The organism is Roseovarius sp. MMSF_3359 (assembly GCF_030733385.1).
Lineage (GTDB): Bacteria > Pseudomonadota > Alphaproteobacteria > Rhodobacterales > Rhodobacteraceae > Roseovarius.
In genome coordinates, this window is sequence record NZ_JASHJC010000004.1 from 290,402 (window position 1) to 311,842 (window position 21,441).

The following is a 21,441-nucleotide window of genomic DNA, read 5'->3' on the forward strand; positions in this document are numbered from 1 at the left end:
CGGCGCCGCTACCGCCCAAATTGTGAAATCCGTTCAAGATCATCATCAATCTCGCCAATGCTTGCGTGGCGGGCGGATTGGAACTAGTTTGAGGGCAACTCGAAATGGAGGGCGTGACGTCATGACGCCCAAGCGTCCCGAAGGTGCGGGCGCGATCCCGAAATCGGTAGAGAGCCCCGCACTGAGCTCGCCGGGTCCAGCCAACCTCTATGCGGCGCTGGACCTTGGAACAAATAGCTGTCGTATGCTGATTGCCCAGCCACAGGGCAGTCAGTTCGTTGTCGTGGACAGCTTCTCGAAATCGGTACAACTCGGGGCCGGGCTCGAACGCTCTGGGCGCCTGTCGCGCTCGTCGATCTATCGCACCATTCAGGCCCTCCGGGTGTGTCAGCAGAAGCTCAAGCGCAATCGCGTGACCCGCATGCGCCTTGTCGCGACCGAGGCCTGCCGCCGCGCCAGCAACGGGGGCGAATTCATGGCCCGCGTCCGGCGGGAAACCGGCCTTCATCTCGATATCATCGAACCGCAGGAAGAGGCGCAGCTGGCCGTGGTCTCCTGCGCGCCGCTAGTCAGCCGCAAGACGGATCAGCTTCTGGTCGTCGATATTGGCGGCGGCTCCACCGAGTTGGTGTGGATCGACCTGACCAATGTTCCTCCGGCGGAGCGGCCGAAATCCATCATGCGGATGCATAACGGCTTCCATTCTTCGGATGGATCCTCCCCGGCGGCGAAAGTGGTCGACTGGATCAGTGTGCCGCTTGGTGTGGCGACGCTGCGCGATCAGTTCAACGATGTCGAAGATGACAGCGCGCGGTTTGCATTGATGAGCTGGTTCTTCGAAGAAAACCTTGCCGAATTCGCGCCTTACAAGGACGAGCCGCCCCGCGAAGGGTTCCAGATCGTCGGCACCAGCGGCACCGTCACCACCGTCGCGGCCAGTCACCTCGGCCTCAAACGCTATGACCGTAACAAGGTGGACGGGCTGCGGATGACCAGCGACGAGATCGACAAGGTGATCCGCTCTTACCTGGCACTTGGACCCACCGGACGGCGGCGCGACCCGCGTATCGGCATGGATCGGCAGGCGCTTATCATGTCCGGCGCGGCCATCTTGCAGGCGCTCTTGCGGTGTTGGCCGACGGATCGCCTGTCGGTGGCGGACCGCGGCCTGCGCGAAGGGATGCTCTATGCGCAGATGTCCGAGGACGGTGTGCTGACAGATGAGGAACACGAGTGATGGCCAAGGGACCGGACGGCAAGAACACCTCGGGGCGCGGGCAGCGTGATCTGACGGTCAAGGTCAAGACGGCGCGCGGGCGGCGGGCGTCATCGACGCGCTGGTTGCAACGGCAATTGAACGACCCTTATGTCAAACGCGCTCAGAACGAGGGATATCGCGGTCGCGCGGCCTTCAAGATCATGGAGCTGGACGACAAGTTCCGCTTTCTCGTGCCCGGCGCGCGGGTGGTAGACCTCGGCTGTGCGCCCGGGGGGTGGTGTCAGGTCGCCGTGCCGCGGGTGAATGCGCTTGGCGAAAAATCGGGTAAGGCCGTGGGTCGGATCATCGGCGTCGATTTGCAGGAGGTCGAACCGCTTGCAGGATGTGAATTCCACGTGCTCGACTTCATGGATGAGGGTGCCGATGACAAGGTCAAGGAATGGCTGGGCGGCAAGGCCGATGTGGTCATGTCGGACATGGCGGCGGCGTCCTCCGGTCATAAGCAGACCGACCATCTGCGGATCATGGCGCTGTGCGAGGCGGCGGCCTACCTTGCCTTTGATGTGCTGGAACAGGGCGGCACGTTCGTCTCAAAGGTTCTTGCTGGTGGGGCCGAGGGCGAGCTGCAAAAGATCCTGAAGCAACGGTTTACCAAGGTGGCTAATGTCAAACCACCGGCGTCACGCGCGGACAGTTCCGAGAAATTCGTTGTGGCGACGGGATTTAGGGGCGATAATTAAACCTGATTGTCGCGGCCGAAGGACCGGTCGGCACGTTTCAGGAACCGCTGCATCTGACCTAGGTCGAGCGCGGGGGTGGTAGGTGCTGCAAGTTTGGCTTCCTGCACCATGTTATCCTGCCGGATCAATTCGAATAGGCGTGCATGGCGCTCTGTTTCTGCATCATGGTTTGACTGTGCCATCGGATCCTCAATTTGCCGTCAAGACGACTATCGTTGGATCAGATTGACATCCCATTAAGGCGTATTTTGTGCCGGCTCAGAACAAAAATGGGGCTTTCGCGGGACAATTGCGGGGAGGATGTGACGTGTCACTCTTCCTCGTACCACCAGACGTTGGGCAGGAAATGCACACCGTCACCATAGATCGGCAGGGCATCCTCGGGGTATTTCAATTCCTTGACATGGGCGATGCGGCCAACAGCGTATTGCTGGATCGGAATGACATACCGCCCGGTGGTCAGCACCCGGTCGAGCGCGCGGGTGGCGGCGATGAAGTCCTCGCGGGATTGCGATTGCAACATGGCGTCGATCATCGCTTCGACCGCCGGGGATTTCATGCCCATCAGGTTACGCCCACCGGGTTGATCCGCGGCCTCGGCCCCCCAATAGAAGAGCTGCTCATTGCCGGGGCTGAGTGAGATCGAGCGGCGGAAGAAGGCGAGGTCGAAGTCATACTCGGCCTCCCGCGCATCATATTGCGCCTGGTCCGTCGATTGGATCGTGAGCTTGATGCCGAGCCGTTCTAGCGCGCGCGCATAGATATCCATCATGGCGGAGGCCTGCTGGATCAGCCCATCCTGCTTCAGGAGCACGGTAAGCTCCAGCGCCTCACCAGTCTCGTTGGTCAGAACACCGGCATCGTCGACCTGCCAACCGGCCTCGGCCAGAAGCGCGCGCGCCTTGCGCAGATTGGCGCGGTTGCGGACGCTGCCATCGCCCTGGGGCAAGGCGTAACCCGTCAGCACCTCGGCGGGCAGGGCGGCGGCGAAGGGGGTGAGCAGCTCTTTCACACGACCCTCTGCCGGGCCCGGTCGCATGCCCAGTTCGGAATTCGAGAAATAGGAGGTGATGCGTGGCTGCCGCCCGCCGGTCAGTTTGTCGTTGATAAATTCGAAATTGAACGCATGGATCAAGGCATCGCGGACGCGGATATCATCCAGCGGCGCACGGCGGGTGTTGAACACAAATCCCGTCATGCCCGAAGGTTTCTGATGCGGGATTTCGGATTTGACGATATCGCCGTTTGTCACTGCGGGGAAATTATATTGCGCTTCCCATTTTTCGGCGTTGAATTCGCGCACATAAGAGATAGCGCCGCCCTTGAACGCCTCTTTAAGCACGGTGTCGTCGCCGTAGAACTCGATGCGGATCTCATCGAAATTAGCGGTGCCACGGCGCAGCGGCAGATCCTTGCCCCAATAGTCCGGGTTCCGGCGCAGGACGACGTTCCGCCCGGGTTCGAAACTCTCGATCACGTATGGCGCAGAGCCAATGGGAACTTCCTCGATCCCGGCATTGGCGAAATCCTTGCCCTCCCACTGGGATTTCTTGAGGATCGGCCGCAAGCCGGCCACCAGCGCCAGTTCGCGGTCGGCCGCGTTGAAGGTGATGCGAATGCTGCGGGGTCCGGTGGCCTCGATGCGTTCGATCTTGGACCAGACGCCGCGATAGCGGCCATGGCCCTTGCTGCCAAGTGTCTGATAAGACCAGATGACATCCTCGACGGTGACCGGGCTTCCATCGGAAAACCGGGCCTCCGGACGGAGGGTGAATTCGACCCATTCGCGATTCGGTCCGGCCTCGACCGATTCGGCCAGAAGGCCGTAAAGCGTGAAAGGTTCGTCATAGGACCGGCCCATTAGCGTCTCGTGGGTGAGGTAGCGCAACTGCCAGGGCGGCGTGCCTTTGACGGTGAAGGGATTAAGCGAATCGTAACCGCCGACATTGCCGGTCACCACCCGGCCGCCTTTGGGCGCGTCGGGGTTGGCATAGGGCAGGGACACAAAATCCGGTGGTAGGGCCGGATCGCCATACATAGCTATGCCATGGGTGGGTTCTGCAACCGACGGCTGAGTGAAGGAAATTGCAAGAATTGCTGCTGCCAGGGCCCGCGATCGGCGGAAAAATTCTGATCTCATTTTGGCAACAATTCCTCATCCACCTTGTTTCTCTGCCGCTGAACGTAATTAGGGTTTTACGTCTTTTCAAACTTTTAGCTTGGATGCGAGCGCCAGATTGCTTATAAAGGTGTCACTGCTCGATAGGTTTCTTGCCTGTATGAAACCTGCCTCAATAACTTAACGCCCGCTTCGTGCGGGCGTTTTTTTGTGCGCGGTTGTGATCGCGCTTCCCTGCACTTCGCAGATGCAGCATGATATGCAAGCCCCATATATCAAAGGAGAGCTGAACATGTCGCTATCAGGGAAAACCGCCGTCATCACAGGATCGAATTCCGGCATTGGCCTCGGCGTCGCGATCGAGCTCGCGAAGGCGGGGGCAGATGTGGTGCTGAACTCCTTTACCGATTCGGACGAGGACCACGCTTTGGCCGCGAAAATCGGGGCGGAGCATGGGGTTTCCGCGCGCTACATCAAGGCCGACATGTCCAAAGGCGACGAATGCCGGGCGCTGATCGAAAAGGCCGGGGCCTGCGATATCCTGGTGAACAACGCAGGTATTCAGCACGTGGCGGGGATTGATGCGTTTCCGGTCGAGAAGTGGGACGCAATCATAGCGATCAATCTCAATTCATCCTTTCACACCACCGCCGCCGCCTTGCCGATGATGCGCAAGGCCGGGTGGGGCAGGGTCGTGAATATCGCCTCGGCGCATGGATTGACGGCGAGCCCCTACAAATCGGCCTATGTGGCGGCCAAGCACGGGGTTGTTGGCCTGACCAAGGTGACGGCGTTGGAGACGGCGGAGGAACCCATTACCGCCAATGCGATCTGCCCGGGCTATGTGCTGACCCCGCTGGTCGAAGCGCAAATCCCCGATACGATGAAGGAATACGGCATGGACCGCGAAACCGTGCTGCGCGAGGTGATGCTGACGCGCCAGCCCAGCCGGGAGATGGCGACAGTGGATCAGATCGGCGGCACGGCGGTGTTCCTTTGCTCGGACGCGGCGACCCAGATCACCGGCACGACGATCAGTGTCGATGGCGGGTGGACGGCGCTCTGAACGGTTTCGAATTGCTGTCGCAATCCGACCGACGGGGGGGCGCTGCCCCCGCACCCCCGACAGTATTTCTGGCAAGATGAAAAGGCGACGGAATGGCTCAGGTAAAGCGGATCAATCTGGCGCTGCAGGGTGGCGGCGCGCATGGAGCGTTCACCTGGGGTGTGCTTGATCGGCTGCTGGAAGATGAGCGGCTTGAGGTGGCGGGTATTTCTGGCACGTCGGCAGGGGCGCTCAACGGGGCAGCCTTCAAGGCAGGGTGGCTCATGGGCGGGCGCGAGGGTGCCCGCGAGAACCTCGACTGGCTTTGGGGGCGGATCGGCGCGGTGCAGGACATGCGGATGCCGGTCTGGATGGCCGGGTTCCTGCCCGCCCCCGGTGTTTTCAGCGATGCGTTACAGCATTCCTGGCCTTTTGCCGTCGCGGATACGATGTCGCGGGTGGTGTCGCCCTATGCCTATGGGCCGTTCTATTCGAACCCGCTGCGGAAGGTCGCCGAGCAGTTTGAATATGACAAGGTCTGTGCCGAGAGCGGTCCGGCCTTTTTCGTGGGCGCCACCAATGTGCATAGCGGCAAGATCCGGATTTTTTCGGGCGATGAGATCAGCACCGACAGTCTTCTGGCATCGGCCTGCCTGCCGACGTTGTTCCAGGCCGTTGAGATCAATGGCGCGCATTACTGGGATGGCGGGTATTCCGGCAACCCGGCGCTCTTTCCGCTTTTTACGAAGAACCTGCCCGACGACATCGTGATCGTGAACATCAACCCGCTGGACCGTGCGGAGGTGCCTAAGGCGCCGCATGAGATCCAGAATCGGATCAACGAGATCAGTTTCAATTCATCGCTTTTGCGGGAGTTGCGGGCGATTAATTTCGTCCAGAGGCTGATCGCCGACGGGGCGGTCACCGAGGGGGCAATGAAAAACGTGCTGGTCCACATGATCGCCGATGATGACCTGATGCGGGAATTGTCGGTAGCGACGAAACTTCTGCCCAATCCCTACCTGCTGGGTCGGTTGAAGGAGGCAGGCCGTGCGGCGGCGGACCGGTTCCTTGCGGATCACTTCGACGATCTGAACGTGGCGAGCACGACCGACCTTGAAGCGATGTTCGGTTAGCGCCTGGCCCCGGATTTCTGCGCCATCGGGCGCGGCAGATCATCGATGGCGCCAAAGCGGGCGGTGAGAGGCGTCAGGCCTGACCGCCGAGACCGTTGCCATTGCCGTTTTGCCCCGGATAGACGAGCCCTGCCGAGATGACCAGCTTGGCGGCTTCTTCGATGCTCATCTCAAGCTCGATCACGTCTTCTTTCGGCACGAAAAGCAGGAAACCCGAGGTGGGGTTGGGCGTGGTCGGCAGGAAGATACTGAGCATCTCATTGGCGGTCTCGGGGTGGTTTGCCACCTCGCCCTTGGCGGTGGTCGAGATGAAGCCGATGGCCCATATGCCCTTGCGCGGATACTGGATCAGGCAGGCTTTCTCGAAGCTGCGTTCGGATTGGGCGAAAACTGTCTCGGAGATCTGCTTGATGCCGGAATAGACCGTGCGCACCACCGGCATGCGTTCGACAAGCGATTCCGCATAAGCAATGAGCGACCGTCCGATTAACCCCTTCGCGATCCAGCCCACGAAAATCGTGAAGATCAGGAAGATGATGACGCCCACGCCGCGCAGGTTGATGCCGATGTACTTCTCGGGGTTGAAATTATAAGGCACCAGCGGCAGCACGAAGCCATCGACCCAACCCACAACCGACCACATCAGCCAGATCGTGAGACCCACCGGCGCGATCACGACAAGCCCGGTCAGGAAACTGGCGCGCAAACCTCCGAAGAGGCGTGGTTTCTTGGGCTGTGGCGGTTCTTCGTCGAAGGGCGTGTTCATCAGGTGCAGACTATTGGATCGCGACAGCGAACATGTAAGCAGAAAACTGCTGACCCACAATGGGGGTCCACCGGAGATTTCTTACGGATTTCGATGGTTTGGTCGAAATTTCAACCATGCGTTGTCAGGTGTCCACCAATTCGGCAGCGATGGCCGCGGCAAGGCGCGCATTATTGAGGACCAGCGCGATGTTGGCCTCCAGCGTTTGGCCATCGGTCAATTCGAAAAGGCGTCGCAGAAGATAAGGCGTGACGGCCTTGCCGGTGATTTTCTGCGCCTCCGCCTCTTCGGTGGCCTGCGCGATGAGGGGGGCAAGCCGGTCGGCGGGGATTTCGGAAGCGGTGGGGATGGGGTTGGCGATTAGTTGACCACCGGGCAGGCCGAGCTGCGCGCGCAAGCGGTGGGCGGCGGCGATCCCGGCGGGGTCATCCATGCGTAATGGGGCGGGCAAGGAGGAGCTGGCAGACCAGAACGCGGGCAACATGTCCTGACCCACCGCGATGACAGGTACACCGAGGGTTTCCAGCACTTCGAGGGTTTTCGGCAGGTCGAGGATGGCCTTGGCCCCGGCACAGACCACGGTCACCGGTGTCTGCGCCAATTCCTGCAGGTCCGCGGAGATGTCATAGCTTTCCTCCGCGCCGCGATGCACGCCACCGATGCCGCCGGTTGCAAAAACGTCGATCCCCGCAAGGTGGGCTGCGATCATCGTGGCCGCAACGGTCGTGGACCCGGTCTGACCCCGCGCCATGCAAACGGCCAGATCCGCACGGCTGAGCTTGGCCACATCCTGCGCCTGCGCCAATTGGGAGAGCTGCGCGTCGGTCAGCCCGACATGCAGACGCCCGTCGAGCACCGCGATTGTAGCGGGTGTCGCGCCCGCGTCGCGCACGGCAGCCTCGACCTGCCGGGCCGTCTCCAGGTTTTGGGGGAAGGGCATCCCATGGGTGATGATCGTGCTTTCGAGGGCCACAACAGGCGTATTGCGGTCGAGCGCGTGGCGGACATCGGGCGAGTAGATCAGAAATTCCATGAGCGGGATCATGAACCGATGCGGTCGGTTTCGCAATCGGCAGAGCGCAGGGCTGGCCGCCGGATCGTGCATATGACCCCGAAAACGCCCCGGCGTGTTTCGTTTGTAACAAGGCGATGACAAGGGGCCATGGAACAGATCGTCTAACCCGTTGAATTCAAGTCATTCACCCGTCGATCCAACGTCGGGTCCGGTTGCAACAATTGAAACGCAAAGCGCGTCGCACAGAAATGAAACTGCAACCTTGGCGCCTCAAATACGGCACACCGCCGGGCTGGACGGAATTGAGACGGCTGGTTCGGCGGGCATGTTCTTAAATTGGTGTGAGCACCTAGCGTACAGGAACCATATAGTATGGCACATTTTACGAATTCGAATATCACCGCATTGATGGCAACCGACCGTCCATTCCTGACCGATGGCGGGCTTGAGACAACCCTTGTTTTCCTCGAAGGGATGGATCTGCCTGCCTTTGCATCCTTTCCGCTTCTTGGTGACGAAGACGGCCGCGCGGCCCTCAAGACCTATTTCGGGAAATTCCTGCAACTGGCCAAGGACAACGAGACGGGTTTCGTTCTCGACACGCCGACATGGCGCGCAAGCCATGGCTGGGCGGCCGATACGGGCCACACCCCACAGGACATCGATCGCCTCAACATCAGGGCGGTGGATTTTGCCCGCGATATCGCGTCGGACTGGATGGCGCAGGGCGTGCCGGTGGTGATCAACGGTGTCGTCGGCCCCGCCGGTGACGGGTATGTGCCGGACAATGCCATGACGATCACCGAGGCGCGGGATTACCACGCGCGGCAGATTGCCTGCTTTGCGTCTGCCGGGGCAGATATGGTGTCGGCGGTTACCATCAACTATGTTGAAGAGGCGATCGGGATCACCCGCGCTGCGATGGCCGCGGAATTGCCGGTGGTCGTGTCTTTCACGGTCGAGACCGATGGCAAGCTGCCTACCGGGCAAAGCGTTGGCGATGCCATCGCCGAGGTGGATGCCGCAACCGACGGCGCGCCGATCTACTACATGATCAACTGTGCCCATCCGGATCATTTTGCGGATATCCTTGAGGGGGCCGCATGGACTTCCCGCCTTGGTGGGCTGCGCTGCAATGCCAGCCGAATGAGCCATGAGGAACTCGACAATTCAGACGAGCTTGACGATGGCGATCCGCAGGAATTCGGGCAGTTGCATGCCGCGATGCTGCAGGGTTTGACCGACATCAGGGTTCTTGGGGGTTGCTGCGGGACAGATCACCGCCATGTGGGTGCCGTGGGCAAATGTTGCGTCGAGGGTCAAGCCCATGCCGCTTGAGGGAGTTGAGATGCAAAACGTGTTGCTGCGTCCGGCCACGATCGAGGATGCGCCGGTTTTCCGCCGCGTCTTCGAGCTGGCCGGCGAGGGGCTTGCACAATGGGTCTGGCAACAGTCGGCGACCGAAGAGATGGATGCCGCCGCCATTGGTTTGCAACGCTGCGAAAAGAAACTGGCCGATGCGCCGCCCGGTACCGCGATCGTGGCCGAGGTCGATGGGCAGGTTGCCGGTGGTGTCATCACCTATGATATCGGTGACACCCCGGAAGAGATCGAGGACGACACACCGGGGGTTTTCGTGCCGTTGATCGAGTTGGAAAACCGCGCGCTGCGTACCCATTACGTCAATGCCCTGGCTGTCTTTCCCGCGTTTCAGGGCAGGGGGGTCGGTCGCAAGCTCCTTCGCGCGGCAGAAGCCAATGCGTTGGAAAACGGCATGAGCCTGATTGCGGAAGATGCCAACGCCAATGCCATCGGCCTCTATCAAAGCGAGGGTTATGTCGAAACCGCGCGGCTCCCGGTGGTCGAAGGGGCGGGGTGGACTTCGCCGGGTCAGAACTGGATCCTGATGATCCGTCCGCCGGCATAGGGCGGGGGCGCCGAATTAGCCCTTGCCATGGGGCGCATTCTCCAGTATGCGCCCGATCATTGAAATCCGCAGGTACGGGCGGGCCCGTGGGGGAGACATCCCCATATGTCCACCGGTTGAGGCAATTGGCCTCTCTCCCCGTGCCGAGGCGAAAACCGGAAAAGGAAAACGACATGGCTCTTCCAGAGTTCACCATGCGTCAGCTGCTTGAAGCGGGCGTTCACTTCGGCCACCAGACGCAGCGTTGGAACCCCCGCATGGGCGAGTTCATCTATGGCGCGCGCAACGGCATCCACATCATGGACCTCACGCAGACCGTTCCCATGCTGGACGCGGCGCTGAACGTCATCCGGGAAACCGTTGCCAAGAATGGCCGGGTTCTTTTTGTCGGGACCAAGCGTCAGGCGTCCGCGCCCGTGGCTGAGGCCGCCGAGAAATGCGCGCAATACTACATGAACCACCGCTGGCTGGGCGGCACGCTGACCAACTGGCAGACAGTGTCGAAATCGATCCAACGTCTGAAGCAGATCGACGAAGCCCTGGAAGGCGGCGCCGACGGCCTGACCAAGAAAGAACGTCTGGGCATCGAGCGCGACCAGGAGAAGCTGCAGGCCTCGCTTGGCGGGATCCGCGAAATGGGCGGCGTGCCGGATCTTCTCTTTGTCATCGACGTCAAGAAAGAAGCCCTGGCCGTGGCCGAAGCCAACAAGCTGGGTATCCCGGTCGTGGCTGTGGTCGACACCAACTGCTCGCCCGACGGGATCGACTACATCATCCCCGGCAACGATGACGCGGCCCGTGCGATCTCGCTCTACTGCGATCTGGCGTCGCGCGCCGCGCTGGACGGCATGTCGGCCCAACTGGGCGCGGCTGGCGTTGACCTCGGTGCGATGGAAGAGGCCCCGGTAGAGGAAGTCGCCGCTGAGGCGCCCGCCGAAGAAGCCGCTGCTGAAGCGCCTGCCGAAGAAGCCGCCGCCGAAAGCTGAGCCGCTTTACAAAACTGACATGGGGGCAGGGTAGGCCCGCCCCCAGCGATGCACACGAATTTTGAGGAGAGCCAAGATGGCGATCACTGCTGCAATGGTGAAAGAACTGCGCGATTCCACAGGCGCAGGCATGATGGACGCGAAAAAAGCGCTGACCGAAAACGACGGCGACATGGAAGCCGCCGTTGACTGGCTGCGCACCAAGGGTCTGGCGAAGGCGGCCAAGAAATCGGGTCGGACCGCGGCCGAAGGTCTGGTGGCTGTGGTGGTGGAAGGATCGAAAGGCGTTGCCATTGAGGTGAACTCAGAAACTGACTTCGTGGCCAAGAACTCCGAGTTCCAAGCTATGGTTGGCGGTATTGCCAAAGTTGCTATGACGGCGAGCGACTACGAAGATCTTTTGGCTTCTGATATGGGCGGCAAGACTGTTCAGGAAGTCGTTACCGACAAGATTGCCACCATTGGCGAAAACATGAACGTGCGCCGCATGGCCTCCATCGAAGGCGAAACCGTTGTCTCCTACGTGCACAATGCTGTTGTCGAAGGAATGGGCAAGATCGGCGTTCTGGTTGCGCTGAAAGGCGATGCCGGTTTCGGCAAGCAGGTCGCGATGCACATCGCCGCCACCAACCCGGCCGCGCTGAACGAGGCCGAGCTGGACCCGGCGGTTGTCGAGAAGGAAAAACAGGTCCAGATCGACATCGCCCGCGAATCCGGCAAGCCCGAGCAGGTCATCGAAAAGATGATCGTCGGCCGCATGAAGAAATTCATGTCCGAGGTCACGCTCCTCGGTCAGTCCTTCGTGATGAACCCCGACCTGACCGTCGAGGCCGCCGCCAAGGAAGCCGGTGCCGAGATCCTCGGTTTCGTCCGGCTTGAGGTTGGCGAAGGCATCGAAGTCGAAAAAGAAGACTTCGCCGCCGAGGTCGCAAAAGCTGTTCAGGGCTAAGCCTTCGAACCCGAAATAGTTGAGGGGCATCCAAGGTGATGCCCCTTTTTCGTGGCGTCGCCAAATTTGTCGATTGCCCGCTTTGAGCCCAGTGCGGACATCTCCATCCTGAGTCCAAAGCCGCGGGGTTGCCAGACCGCGGGATGGCGATCAACCGTCGTTGGACGCGTTTTATCTTCACCAAGCCCGAAGAACCTCAATTCGTTGTCGCGACCTCACCAAATCGCCAGCCCTTGCGGGCGGTCTGGCGATCGCGCGGCGGCCTGCGGCCTTGATTCCGCGCCGGGGGCGAAAGCCGAACGGCGGCAGTGTCCGCAAAGCGGACATGCCGCTCGACAAGTGCGGCTCACCAGATTGCTTACGTATCATTCGTTCACGATCACCGGTTTCGCCTCGTCGTGGCGTTCGATCCATTTGGACAGGGTCTGGTTCATCAGCTTGGGGTCGCGGGTCTCGATGGCCTGTTTCAGCGCATTCAGCGCGTTGGCCATTTCGATTTCGGACAGGTGCCCCTCCTGCGCCCGCAGGATGCGGCTGTGGGGCGTGGTCAGCATGTCGGAGCCGATGAGCAGCTCTTCATGCAGTTTTTCACCCGGACGCAGGCCGGTGATGAGGATTTCGATGTCGCCCTGGGGGTTGTCCGCGTCGCGCACGCTGAGGCCGGCGCCTTCGATCATCTTGCGCGCCACATCGCGGATCGGGACGGGTTTGCCCATGTCGAGCACAAATACATCGCCACCCCGCGCAAAAGTCCCGGCCAGCAGGACAAGCTGCACCGCCTCGGGGATGGTCATGAAATAGCGCGTGATGTCGTTATGCGTCAGCGTGACCGGGCCGCCCCGGGCGATCTGTTCCTGAAAGAGCGGGATGACCGATCCGCTCGACCCCAAGACATTGCCGAAGCGAACCATCGAGAACCGCGTGGTGGTCGAGCGGGTGGCGAGGTCCTGGATCAAAAGCTCGGCAAAGCGTTTCGACGCGCCCATGATCGACGAGGGCCGCACCGCCTTGTCGGTGGAGACAAGGATGAACCGTTCCACCCCGGCATCCCGGGCCGCGTCGGCCACGACCTTGGTGCCCAGCACGTTGTTCCGCATGCCTTCCAGCGCGTTGTACTCCACCAGCGGCACGTGCTTATAGGCCGCGGCGTGCAGTACCGTATCAACCTTGTACTTGGCCATCACGCCGGTCACGAGGTCCTGCTCGCAGACCGAACCCAAAACCGGCTGAACATCGACATCGCTGCCCATATGGCGCAGCTCCCGGTCGATTTCGAACAGCATCAACTCGGAATGATCCATCAGCACCAGCCGTTCAGGTTGACAGGCGATCAACTGGCGGCAGATTTCCGAGCCGATCGACCCGCCCGCACCGGTCACCAGGATCGAGCGCGCGCGATAGGTGTCGGACACGCCGGGCAGTTCCTCTTCCAACCGGTCGCGGCCCAGAAGCGCGTTCAGATCGACGGGCTTGGTGGCGGGCAGGGCGGTCGCGCGGCTGGCGATGAGGTTGGCGAAGGAGGGCAGGGCATGCACCTCGCAGCCAACATCGGCCAGCTTGCGAATGATGCGCCCTTGCACTGCCGCACCGACACTGGGCATCGCGAGGATGATCCGGTCGATGCGCTGGCTCTTGACCAGATCGCGCAGTTCCGCTGGCGGATGGACACGCAGCCCCGCAATCGTGTGGCCATGCAACAACGGGTTGTCATCGACAAAGACGACCGGTGTGACGCTGTCATCGGTGCTGAGGGCCGTGGCCAATTGCTGTCCGGTCTGGCCCGCGCCATAGATCATCAGGCGGGCGCGTTGCCCCTGGCTGGCATAGATCCAGATCATCGCCTGCCGGAGCAGCAGTCGCGCGCTGACCGTGAGGATCAGAAACACCATGCCAAAGACGACAAAGACATGCGCCGGCGTCGCAGTCTGCGCGATCAGCATGGACGCCCCGGCCCCCATCACGCCCATAACCAATGCCACCAGCGCCGATTGAAGAACGCCCTGCATCTGGTAGGCCCCAAGCCGAATTCGGTGCAGGCCCAGCAGGGCGGTCAATGTCGCCCCGGTTCCCAACAAGACAACCAGATCGGTCATGGTCGCCTCCGGCAAGGTCATCCACATCTCGGTGCCGGAAAGTAGCAACGCCGCCAGGAAATAGGAGGCGGCAATCAGGGCGATGTCCACGGTAAAGAGCAGCCACCCCTTTTGCGCCCGAGAAAGCGACAATGCAAAGTTAAACAACATGCCCGATACCCCCAAAGCGGATAGCCCGCCGTGACATGGCCCAAAGCGATATGTGCGAGATGGTGCCTGTTCGTCGTTGGGCGGCATCATAACCTGTCGCGGCTTGACCGAACAAGTCACGAATACGACAGGAGTAAGCGTTTGATTTTAATTGGTTGTTCCGCGTTCCCGGGGGCGAAGGGACATATTTTCGATGGGGGTGACAAATTCCATCACGGTTTTGTGGATGCCCCTTGTTGGCGAAGCTCTGCAACCAGGGCTGGCGGATCGGTTTCCAGGGTCACATCGGGCAGCAGCCGCCTGAGCGCGCCGGTGTTCATCGTGACCTCCTGGACCGCCGCGACCGGTGCATCACGCCAGAGGATGGCGTTGCCAGCAGCAGCGATGAGGTCCTGCATCGCGATCGGTTCATGGGCGGCCACGTTCAGGATGCGCGGCAGATCCTTGGCCGGGTATCGGGCCAGGGCGATCAGGACATTCGCAACGTCCGTCGCGCCAATATAACTCCGGCGCGGGCCGTTGCCGTCGGAGAACCGATCAAGCGTGACGGGTGACTGGCTCGCCAGACCTGCCGCAAGACTGTCTGCGCCAACAACATTTGCCAGCCGCAAACAGCAATGGTGCAGCCCCGCATCATCAAACCCGGCCACGGCTTGCTCCATGGCCAGTTTCGAATGCCCATAGGGGTTGATGGGGGCAGGGGGTGTTGCCTCCGTCGCATTTTGGGCGGGGCCATAAACCGCCGCACTCGAAAGATGAAACAGCCGCGCAGCGCCGCAGGTCAGCGCCACGTCACGGCTATCGCGGGCGAGGGTGACATTGGCCTCAAGCGCCGCCGCATCCCCGCTGGTTGACCCCCAAAGGGCAACGACCGTCCCACAGTCGGGCAGAAGGTCGGGATCATCACCTGGGGACCACCGGATGGTCCTTTCACACGGACGATCGCCGCGCGTCTGGTACCAGATCTCCATCCCCGGTGGCGGGAAAGCCGTCCAGACCCGGCGCAACATCCGTCCCAGGCGGCCACCGGACCCCAAGATCAAAACCGATGATGATGGGTCATGTGCCACGCGCTTCCCTGCCATGCTGCCCTTTCCGGATCAGGCGCGGAAGGTGATTGGCACGGGCGGCCCTGTCAAGGGACGATGCGGCGTGGATCAGATATTGGCGAAGAGGTTGATGTCGACGAGGTCGCGATCCCGCTGACGCTCCTGCGGATGTTTCATGAAGGACGGCAGTTGCAACGCGGGGCGGGCGTGTTTTTCCGATTGTGGTCTTTCCGGGGGCTGCGGTTGGACCCGGCGGGGGGTCACGTCCGGGCCAATGACGCGGATCTTGCGCGCCCGGGCGAGATTGCGGCGCCGCATCAGGTCGGCTCGGCGCATTTCCCGGCGGTTCATGTTGGAATAGTTAAGGATGATCGCGCAAACCAGCGTCACGTCGCGCCAGAACGCAGAAACATCTTCGATCGGCGCCAGGAGGAAATTCTGGACCAGGCTGGAGCAGAAGACAAATAGGGCAAGGACGAGCGCCGTGATACGCAACTGGAAGCCGCTCATGAATGCCACACTGGTCAGCAACAAGAGGGTCGAGCCGATCACATCGGCCATGATGCCTGGTGCTACCGGCAAGAACAGGGCTTTCTGATCGACGCCGACAACCAGATCCAGCGATACCGCGGCAAAGTAAGAGCCGATGACGATACGGATCAGGTTCAGGCCGGTCTGGTTCAGCCAACGATCATCTTTTGGGACCACGAGAATTTCCTGACGAATGCGAATTGCAGGGAAAACGGCGAAACTCGTGACGGCCCAAACACGGTAACGGGCCGGAAAGAGTTATGCCCGGAAATCCGGCAGGATTACGCCATTTGCGTGAAAATTCGTGGTTAATGCAGGTTAAGGGCGAGTAGAGCCCGCCCTTAACCGCTCATTCGTCGACCTCGACGGTCTCATCCTCGGACTGCTCGGCAATCCAGGCGACGCTGACAACTTCTTCGCCCTTGCCGGTATTGAAGACGCGCACACCCCCCGCACTGCGGGACCGGAAGGAGATACCGTTGACTGGGACGCGAATGGACTGCCCCTTGGAGGTGGCGAGCATGATCTGATCGTCAAGCGCCACCGGGAAGGACGCGATCAGCGGCCCGCCACGCATTGCCTTGTCCATCGCGGTCACGCCCATGCCACCACGCCCGCGGACGGGGTAATCATGGCTGGAACTCAGTTTACCAGCGCCCTGCGATGTGATCGTCAGGATCAGGTTTTCGGCCGCCTTCATCTCTTCGAACCGCTCCTGGCTGATCGCGGCATCGGCATTGCCTTCCTCGTCGGGGGCCGCCTCGTCCTCGGCCCCGGCCTGTTGCCGGCGCATCTTGAGGTAAGCGGCGCGCTCGTCCGGCGTGGCCACGAAATGGCGGATGACGGACATCGACACGACCTCGTCATCACCGCTGAGTTTCACACCGCGCACACCCACCGACGAGCGTGAGTTGAACACCCGCACCTCGGTCGTCGGGAAGCGGATGGCACGGCCGGATTTGGTGACCAGCATCACGTCTTCTTCGTCCGAGCAGATCCGCGCGTTGATGAGCTTCGTCTTGGCGTGATCATCCTCGAACTTCATCGCGATCTTGCCGTTGGATTTCACATTTGTGAAGTCGCTCAGACGGTTACGGCGCACAGTTCCAGCAGATGTAGCAAAGACAATCTGCAGGTCGGCCCATTGATCCTCTGGCACATCCACCGGCATGATTGCCGCGATGCTGACCCCCTGCGGGATCGGCAGAATGTTGACGATGGCCTTGCCCTTGGACGTGCGCCCGCCAAGCGGCAGCCGCCAGGTCTTGAGCTTGTAGACCATGCCATCGGTGGTGAAGAACAAGAGCTGTGTATGGGTGTTGGCGACGAAGAGCGTGGTCACCACGTCCTCTTCCTTGGTCTGCATGCCACTGAGGCCCTTGCCGCCGCGCTTCTGCGCGCGGAAGTCGGCCAGGGCGGTGCGTTTGATGTACCCGCCGGACGTGACCGTCACGACCATATCTTCACGCTCGATCAGGTCCTCGTCTTCCATGTCGCCGGACCAATCGACAATTTCTGTGCGACGCGGCACGGCAAACTGATCGCGAACTTCGCGCAACTCGTCCGAAATGATGCCCATGATCCGATCACGGCTGGCCAGAATGGTCAGGTATTCCTTGATCTTACCGGCCAGTTCGCGCAGCTCGTCGGTCACTTCCTTGACGCCAAGCTGGGTCAGGCGTTGCAGGCGCAGTTCAAGGATCGCACGGGCCTGCGCCTCAGAGAGGTTATATGTCCCGTCATCGTTCGCCGTATGGGTCGGATCGTCAATCAGCGCGATATATTCGAGGATGTCGCCGGCGGGCCAGCGACGGGTCATCAGCTTTTCACGCGCCTCCGCCGCATCCGCCGAAGACCGGATCGTCGCAACGATCTCATCGACATTGCTGACCGCAACCGCCAGACCACACAGGATATGGCTGCGCTCGCGGGCCTTGCGCAGCTCGAACGCGGTGCGGCGGGCCACAACTTCTTCGCGGAAGGTGATGAAGGACGTGAGGAACGCCCGCAGGGTCAGTTGCTCGGGCCGTCCGCCGTTTAGCGCCAGCATGTTGCAGCCGAAATGCGTTTGCATCGGCGTGAAACGGAAAAGCTGGTTGAGCACGACCTCAGCCGTGGCATCGCGTTTCAATTCAACGACGACCCGCACGCCATTGCGATCGGATTCGTCTTGGACATGGCTCACGCCTTCGATCTTCTTCTCTCGTACCTGCTCCGCGATCTTTTCGATCATCGCGGCCTTGTTCACCTGGTAGGGGATCTCGTCGATGACGATGGCGTAACGATCCTTGCGGATTTCCTCGACGCGGGTTTTCGAGCGGATTATGACGCTGCCGCGGCCTTCGATATAGGCCTTCCGCGCGCCGGAGCGGCCCAGCATGATGCCACCGGTCGGAAAATCCGGGCCCGGGACATAGTCGATCAACTGTTCGCTGGTCAGGTCCGGGTCCTCGATCAACGCCAGCGTCGCATCGACAACTTCACCAAGGTTATGCGGCGGGATGTTGGTGGCCATACCGACGGCGATGCCGCCAGCCCCGTTGACCAGCATGTTCGGAAAGCGCGCAGGCAGGACGGTGGGTTCCTGATCCTTGCCGTCGTAATTGTCCTGGAAATCGACCGTATCTTTTTCGATATCTGCCAGCAGCGAGGCGGCGGGCTTGTCCATCCGCACCTCGGTATAACGCATGGCGGCCGGGTTATCGCCGTCCATGGAGCCGAAGTTGCCCTGACCGTCGAGAAGCGGCAGGGACATCGAGAAATCCTGCGCCATCCGCACCAGCGCGTCATAGATCGCGCTGTCGCCGTGGGGGTGGTATTTACCCATGACATCCCCGACGGGGCGCGCCGATTTGCGGTACGGTTTATCGTGGCTGTTGCCGGTCTCGTGCATGGCATAAAGGATACGCCGGTGCACCGGCTTCAACCCGTCGCGCAGGTCCGGGATCGCCCGGCTGACGATCACCGACATGGCGTAGTCCAGGTAGGATGTCTTCATCTCGTCGGTAATCGAGATCTTCGGGCCATCATACGAAGGGGGTTCGGGCGAGTTTTCTTCTGAATCTTCAGGGGGTTGCGGCGTATCGCTCACGTTGGTGCCTGTCCTGTTCACTGTTCTATATTTTGTTGCCGAAACTATATCAGAGGCAGGATATGGGGTGCAATGGTTGTTGCACTTCGGCACTGGCAGCACTCGGCGTACGCTGCCAACATACTGTTTTCATTGAAAAGTAATTTTATTGGGGCAGACTGATGTTAATCATAATTAACGAGGAGCAGAAAGATGAGTATGTCCGAGACTGAGATGCTGTTGAAAGGCTATGGCCTGACCACGGCTGAATTCTTCTATCGCATGCCGGATTATCAGAACGTGTTAAACAGCTATGTCTGGCAGGAATACGACACGGCGCCCGACCATCCGCGCCTGTTCGAATTCATCGAATTCTGGCAACGCGAGATTGAAGGCCCCTTGCATTCCGTGGCCTTCAGCCACCGCAAACTGGTCGCCCCTGGCGAATGGCGCAACGTCACCGGTGAATTCACCCTGCACTGACGTGGGCGTCCTCCGAACCGGAAGGGGCCTTGGGCCGGATGCTTTATAGCGTCAGGTATCTTCTTTGGGCCGGGTTGACCTAGGTTGCATTAGGGTCGACTGGCCGGTCTGTCCTCCGGGTTCACCTGTTGCGTCGCTTCCGCGTTTTGATGCACATCCAGCTTGCTCAAGGGCGGATTGAAAGCACATTATCAACGTATCCCGCGCCCGACGCCCGCACAACGTGCCGGTCATGATCATCCGAAGCATAGAAACTGCACGCGCCACGCCTCTTCATCGCACCGCCTGCTGCTGCTCAAGCCCTGACCCCAGGCCTCACCCGGCGCCGACAATGCCATCGCGGTTTGTGGCCACCGCCTTTTCACCGAAATTCAGTCAGCGCACCGCGCGGTTCATGCCGCCGTCGGAAAGGATGCTCTGCCCATTGATGTATCGCGCACCCTCACTGGCAAGGAAGACGCAGGCTTGCCCGATTTCCTCGAATGTTGCGGGCCGCTGCGCGGGGATCTCCCGGCGCGCGCGCTCCGACAGGTTCACATTCTCGCAAAACCCGGGAAGCAGGTTGTTCATGCGAATGTTGTGGCGAGCGTAGCGATCTCCATAAAGCTTCGAGAAGCTGTGCAACGCGCCTCGCAACATGCTCATCGGATAGGGCGCGCGGGGCTCGATCGTGTTCATGGAGGAAATGTTCACAAAAGCGCCGCCGCCTTGTTCGATCAGGATCGGCGTGACGATGCGGGCGATCTTGACGACGTTCAGAACGTACATGTCCAGGCTTTCGTGCCATAGCTCGTCAGGAAGCTCCAGAAGTGGGCCATCGAAGTCCGCATCGAAGCCCACCGTCTTGATCGCTTCCGGTACCGTCCCGCCGTGGCCCATATTGCTGACGATCGCATCAATCCGTCCGTATTCGCGCATGGTGTCGTCGATCATGGCCTGCAGGTCATCGACATCAAGGACAGAGCCGCGGCGGCCGATGCCCCCCAACTCCGCCGCCAGTTCCACAGACCGGTTGGACGGGGACATCAATGAGACCTTGTAGCCCGCCTTTGCCATTTCAACGGCGCAGCCGCGGCCAATTCCCTGGCCGGTTCCCGTCATCAGCGCGACTTTCACTTCGGACACGATACCCTCCTTCGTCAGGTTTGGATGATGTGATTATTCATTCACTCACCTCAGCATGGGTCTCCTATAGTCCATAAAACCATCGAGTTTTTCGGATAACGGTGTTAGATTTTCTCACATGATTGAAAACCTCCGCCACCTCCGCGCCCTGCAGGCATTTGACGAAACGGCAACGCAGTCCAGCCTGACAAAGGCGGCGGATGTGTTGAAAGTCACCCACGGGGCGATCAGTCGGCAGATCAAACTTCTGGAACTGCACCTTGGCGTAAGCCTCTTTAATCGCCGCCCCAACGGCGTTGAATTGACGAAGGCCGGGGCGCGATTGCATCAATCAACCCGAGCCGCGTTTTCGGAATTGAAATCAGGCGTATCGGACGTGAAGCGATTGCATCACCGGCAATCAATTATCGTGTCACTGTCGACGTCACTGGCGCTGAAATGGCTGGTGCCGTCGTTGAGCTCGTTTCAACAGAAGCATCCGGGCATCGCATTGCTTTTGGACACGAATGATGCGTTCGCCGACTTTGAGGCGTCCGAGGTCGACGTGGCCCTGCGGTTCGGGAAACCCGGTTGGGAGGGGCTTTACCATGAGCGGCTTAGGCAAGAGGAGTTGATCGTCGTCGCCTCGCCATCGCTCATCGGGGAAAGGAACCTGCCGATGCGCGCCGAGGATATTCTTGGGCTTCCGCTCCTGCATGATGCCTTCAACGTCGGGTGGGATAGTTGGGTTGAGCAGGCCGGGCTCAGTCCGGATCGGATCAATTCGCAAAAGATCAGGTATGTGGATAGTGCTGTCCTGCTCGAGGCTGCGATAGACGGGCAAGGTGTGGCGCTGGCAAGGCATCTGCTGGCGGAGAGGGATTTGAACCTTGGTCGGCTGATCCGTCTCGATGACAGCCGGGTTCCTCTGGACCGTGGGCTGTATTTCGTTTGTCGACCCGGCGACAAGGAGCGGATCACCGTCAGAATTTTCAAGAAGTGGCTCATGTCAATCTGAGCGCCAGACCCCAAAACACTCATCAAAACGGTTATCGGCCT

Annotated in this window: 19 protein-coding genes; 10 read left to right on the forward strand and 9 right to left on the reverse strand. The window is 60.6% G+C overall.

Translation table 11 applies throughout. The annotated features are described in order from the left end of the window. Window positions 1-121 precede the first annotated feature (121 nt). Window positions 122-1,237, forward strand: a complete 1,116-nt coding sequence (locus RBB29_RS08330; protein ID WP_306114111.1) for a Ppx/GppA phosphatase family protein — start codon at window positions 122-124, stop codon at window positions 1,235-1,237. After that, window positions 1,237-1,959 (forward strand): RlmE family RNA methyltransferase, encoded by a 723-nt coding sequence (locus RBB29_RS08335; protein ID WP_306114112.1) that lies wholly within the window; start codon window positions 1,237-1,239, stop codon window positions 1,957-1,959. The genes RBB29_RS08330 and RBB29_RS08335 overlap by 1 nt, the downstream gene beginning before the upstream one ends. Here the strand turns inward: RBB29_RS08335 and RBB29_RS08340 are convergent. Then, entirely contained in the window at window positions 1,956-2,141 is a 186-nt protein-coding gene (locus tag RBB29_RS08340) for a hypothetical protein (protein ID WP_306114113.1), read from the reverse strand. The genes RBB29_RS08335 and RBB29_RS08340 overlap by 4 nt on opposite strands. Before the next feature lie 128 nt (window positions 2,142-2,269). After that, on the reverse strand, window positions 2,270-4,099 hold the full coding sequence (locus RBB29_RS08345; protein ID WP_306114114.1) for an extracellular solute-binding protein: 1,830 nt from the start codon (window positions 4,097-4,099) through the stop codon (window positions 2,270-2,272). 271 nt (window positions 4,100-4,370) lie between these two features. Here RBB29_RS08345 and RBB29_RS08350 point away from each other — a divergent pair, with 271 nt between their 5' ends. Then, the gene (locus RBB29_RS08350) at window positions 4,371-5,144 is read left to right on the forward strand and encodes a 3-hydroxybutyrate dehydrogenase (protein ID WP_306114115.1); all 774 of its coding nucleotides are present in this window, start codon (window positions 4,371-4,373) and stop codon (window positions 5,142-5,144) included. Window positions 5,145-5,236: 92 nt separating this feature from the next. Beyond that, window positions 5,237-6,259, forward strand: a complete 1,023-nt coding sequence (locus RBB29_RS08355) for a patatin-like phospholipase family protein (protein WP_306114378.1) — start codon at window positions 5,237-5,239, stop codon at window positions 6,257-6,259. A gap of 73 nt (window positions 6,260-6,332) precedes the next feature. On the opposite strand, the gene RBB29_RS08360 is transcribed toward RBB29_RS08355, so the two are convergent. After that, window positions 6,333-7,025, reverse strand: coding sequence for a DUF502 domain-containing protein (locus tag RBB29_RS08360; RefSeq protein WP_306114379.1), 693 nt, complete (start codon window positions 7,023-7,025; stop codon window positions 6,333-6,335). Between the two features lie 124 nt (window positions 7,026-7,149). After that, window positions 7,150-8,058, reverse strand: coding sequence for a pseudouridine-5'-phosphate glycosidase (locus RBB29_RS08365; protein ID WP_306114380.1), 909 nt, complete (start codon window positions 8,056-8,058; stop codon window positions 7,150-7,152). Between the two features lie 354 nt (window positions 8,059-8,412). Here RBB29_RS08365 and RBB29_RS08370 point away from each other — a divergent pair, with 354 nt between their 5' ends. The 4 genes from RBB29_RS08370 to tsf all read left to right on the forward strand — a co-directional run bounded on the left by RBB29_RS08370 (window position 8,413) and on the right by tsf (window position 11,902). Further along, complete coding sequence (locus RBB29_RS08370; RefSeq protein WP_306121126.1) at window positions 8,413-9,378, forward strand: homocysteine S-methyltransferase family protein; 966 nt, start codon at window positions 8,413-8,415, stop codon at window positions 9,376-9,378. Beyond that, window positions 9,368-9,967 carry a GNAT family N-acetyltransferase gene (locus RBB29_RS08375; protein ID WP_306114382.1) on the forward strand — a complete coding sequence of 200 codons (600 nt, stop codon included), beginning with the start codon at window positions 9,368-9,370 and terminating at the stop codon, window positions 9,965-9,967. Before RBB29_RS08370 ends, RBB29_RS08375 begins: the two co-directional genes overlap by 11 nt. Window positions 9,968-10,140: 173 nt before the next feature. After that, on the forward strand, window positions 10,141-10,953 hold the full coding sequence (rpsB, locus tag RBB29_RS08380) for a 30S ribosomal protein S2 (RefSeq protein WP_306114383.1): 813 nt from the start codon (window positions 10,141-10,143) through the stop codon (window positions 10,951-10,953). Between the two features lie 76 nt (window positions 10,954-11,029). Then, window positions 11,030-11,902, forward strand: coding sequence for a translation elongation factor Ts (tsf, locus tag RBB29_RS08385; protein WP_306114384.1), 873 nt, complete (start codon window positions 11,030-11,032; stop codon window positions 11,900-11,902). A gap of 365 nt (window positions 11,903-12,267) precedes the next feature. Here tsf and RBB29_RS08390 read toward each other — a convergent pair whose 3' ends face one another. The 4 genes from RBB29_RS08390 to gyrA all read right to left on the reverse strand — a co-directional run bounded on the left by RBB29_RS08390 (window position 12,268) and on the right by gyrA (window position 18,816). Then, window positions 12,268-14,145, reverse strand: a complete 1,878-nt coding sequence (locus RBB29_RS08390; protein ID WP_306114385.1) for a nucleoside-diphosphate sugar epimerase/dehydratase — start codon at window positions 14,143-14,145, stop codon at window positions 12,268-12,270. A 212-nt stretch (window positions 14,146-14,357) separates the two neighbouring features. Next, entirely contained in the window at window positions 14,358-15,230 is an 873-nt protein-coding gene (locus RBB29_RS08395) for an NAD(P)-dependent oxidoreductase (RefSeq protein ID WP_306114386.1), read from the reverse strand. A gap of 72 nt (window positions 15,231-15,302) precedes the next feature. Next, window positions 15,303-15,902, reverse strand: a complete 600-nt coding sequence (locus tag RBB29_RS08400; protein WP_306114387.1) for a hypothetical protein — start codon at window positions 15,900-15,902, stop codon at window positions 15,303-15,305. Window positions 15,903-16,074: 172 nt separating this feature from the next. Further along, the gene (gyrA, locus tag RBB29_RS08405) at window positions 16,075-18,816 is read right to left on the reverse strand and encodes a DNA gyrase subunit A (RefSeq protein ID WP_306114388.1); all 2,742 of its coding nucleotides are present in this window, start codon (window positions 18,814-18,816) and stop codon (window positions 16,075-16,077) included. A gap of 192 nt (window positions 18,817-19,008) precedes the next feature. Here gyrA and RBB29_RS08410 point away from each other — a divergent pair, with 192 nt between their 5' ends. Beyond that, on the forward strand, window positions 19,009-19,278 hold the full coding sequence (locus tag RBB29_RS08410; protein WP_306114389.1) for an usg protein: 270 nt from the start codon (window positions 19,009-19,011) through the stop codon (window positions 19,276-19,278). Window positions 19,279-19,653: 375 nt separating this feature from the next. On the opposite strand, the gene RBB29_RS08415 is transcribed toward RBB29_RS08410, so the two are convergent. Next, on the reverse strand, window positions 19,654-20,394 hold the full coding sequence (locus RBB29_RS08415) for an SDR family oxidoreductase (RefSeq protein ID WP_306114390.1): 741 nt from the start codon (window positions 20,392-20,394) through the stop codon (window positions 19,654-19,656). Between the two features lie 127 nt (window positions 20,395-20,521). Here RBB29_RS08415 and RBB29_RS08420 point away from each other — a divergent pair, with 127 nt between their 5' ends. Continuing rightward, on the forward strand, window positions 20,522-21,400 hold the full coding sequence (locus RBB29_RS08420; protein ID WP_306114391.1) for a LysR substrate-binding domain-containing protein: 879 nt from the start codon (window positions 20,522-20,524) through the stop codon (window positions 21,398-21,400). Window positions 21,401-21,441: the final 41 nt, after the last annotated feature.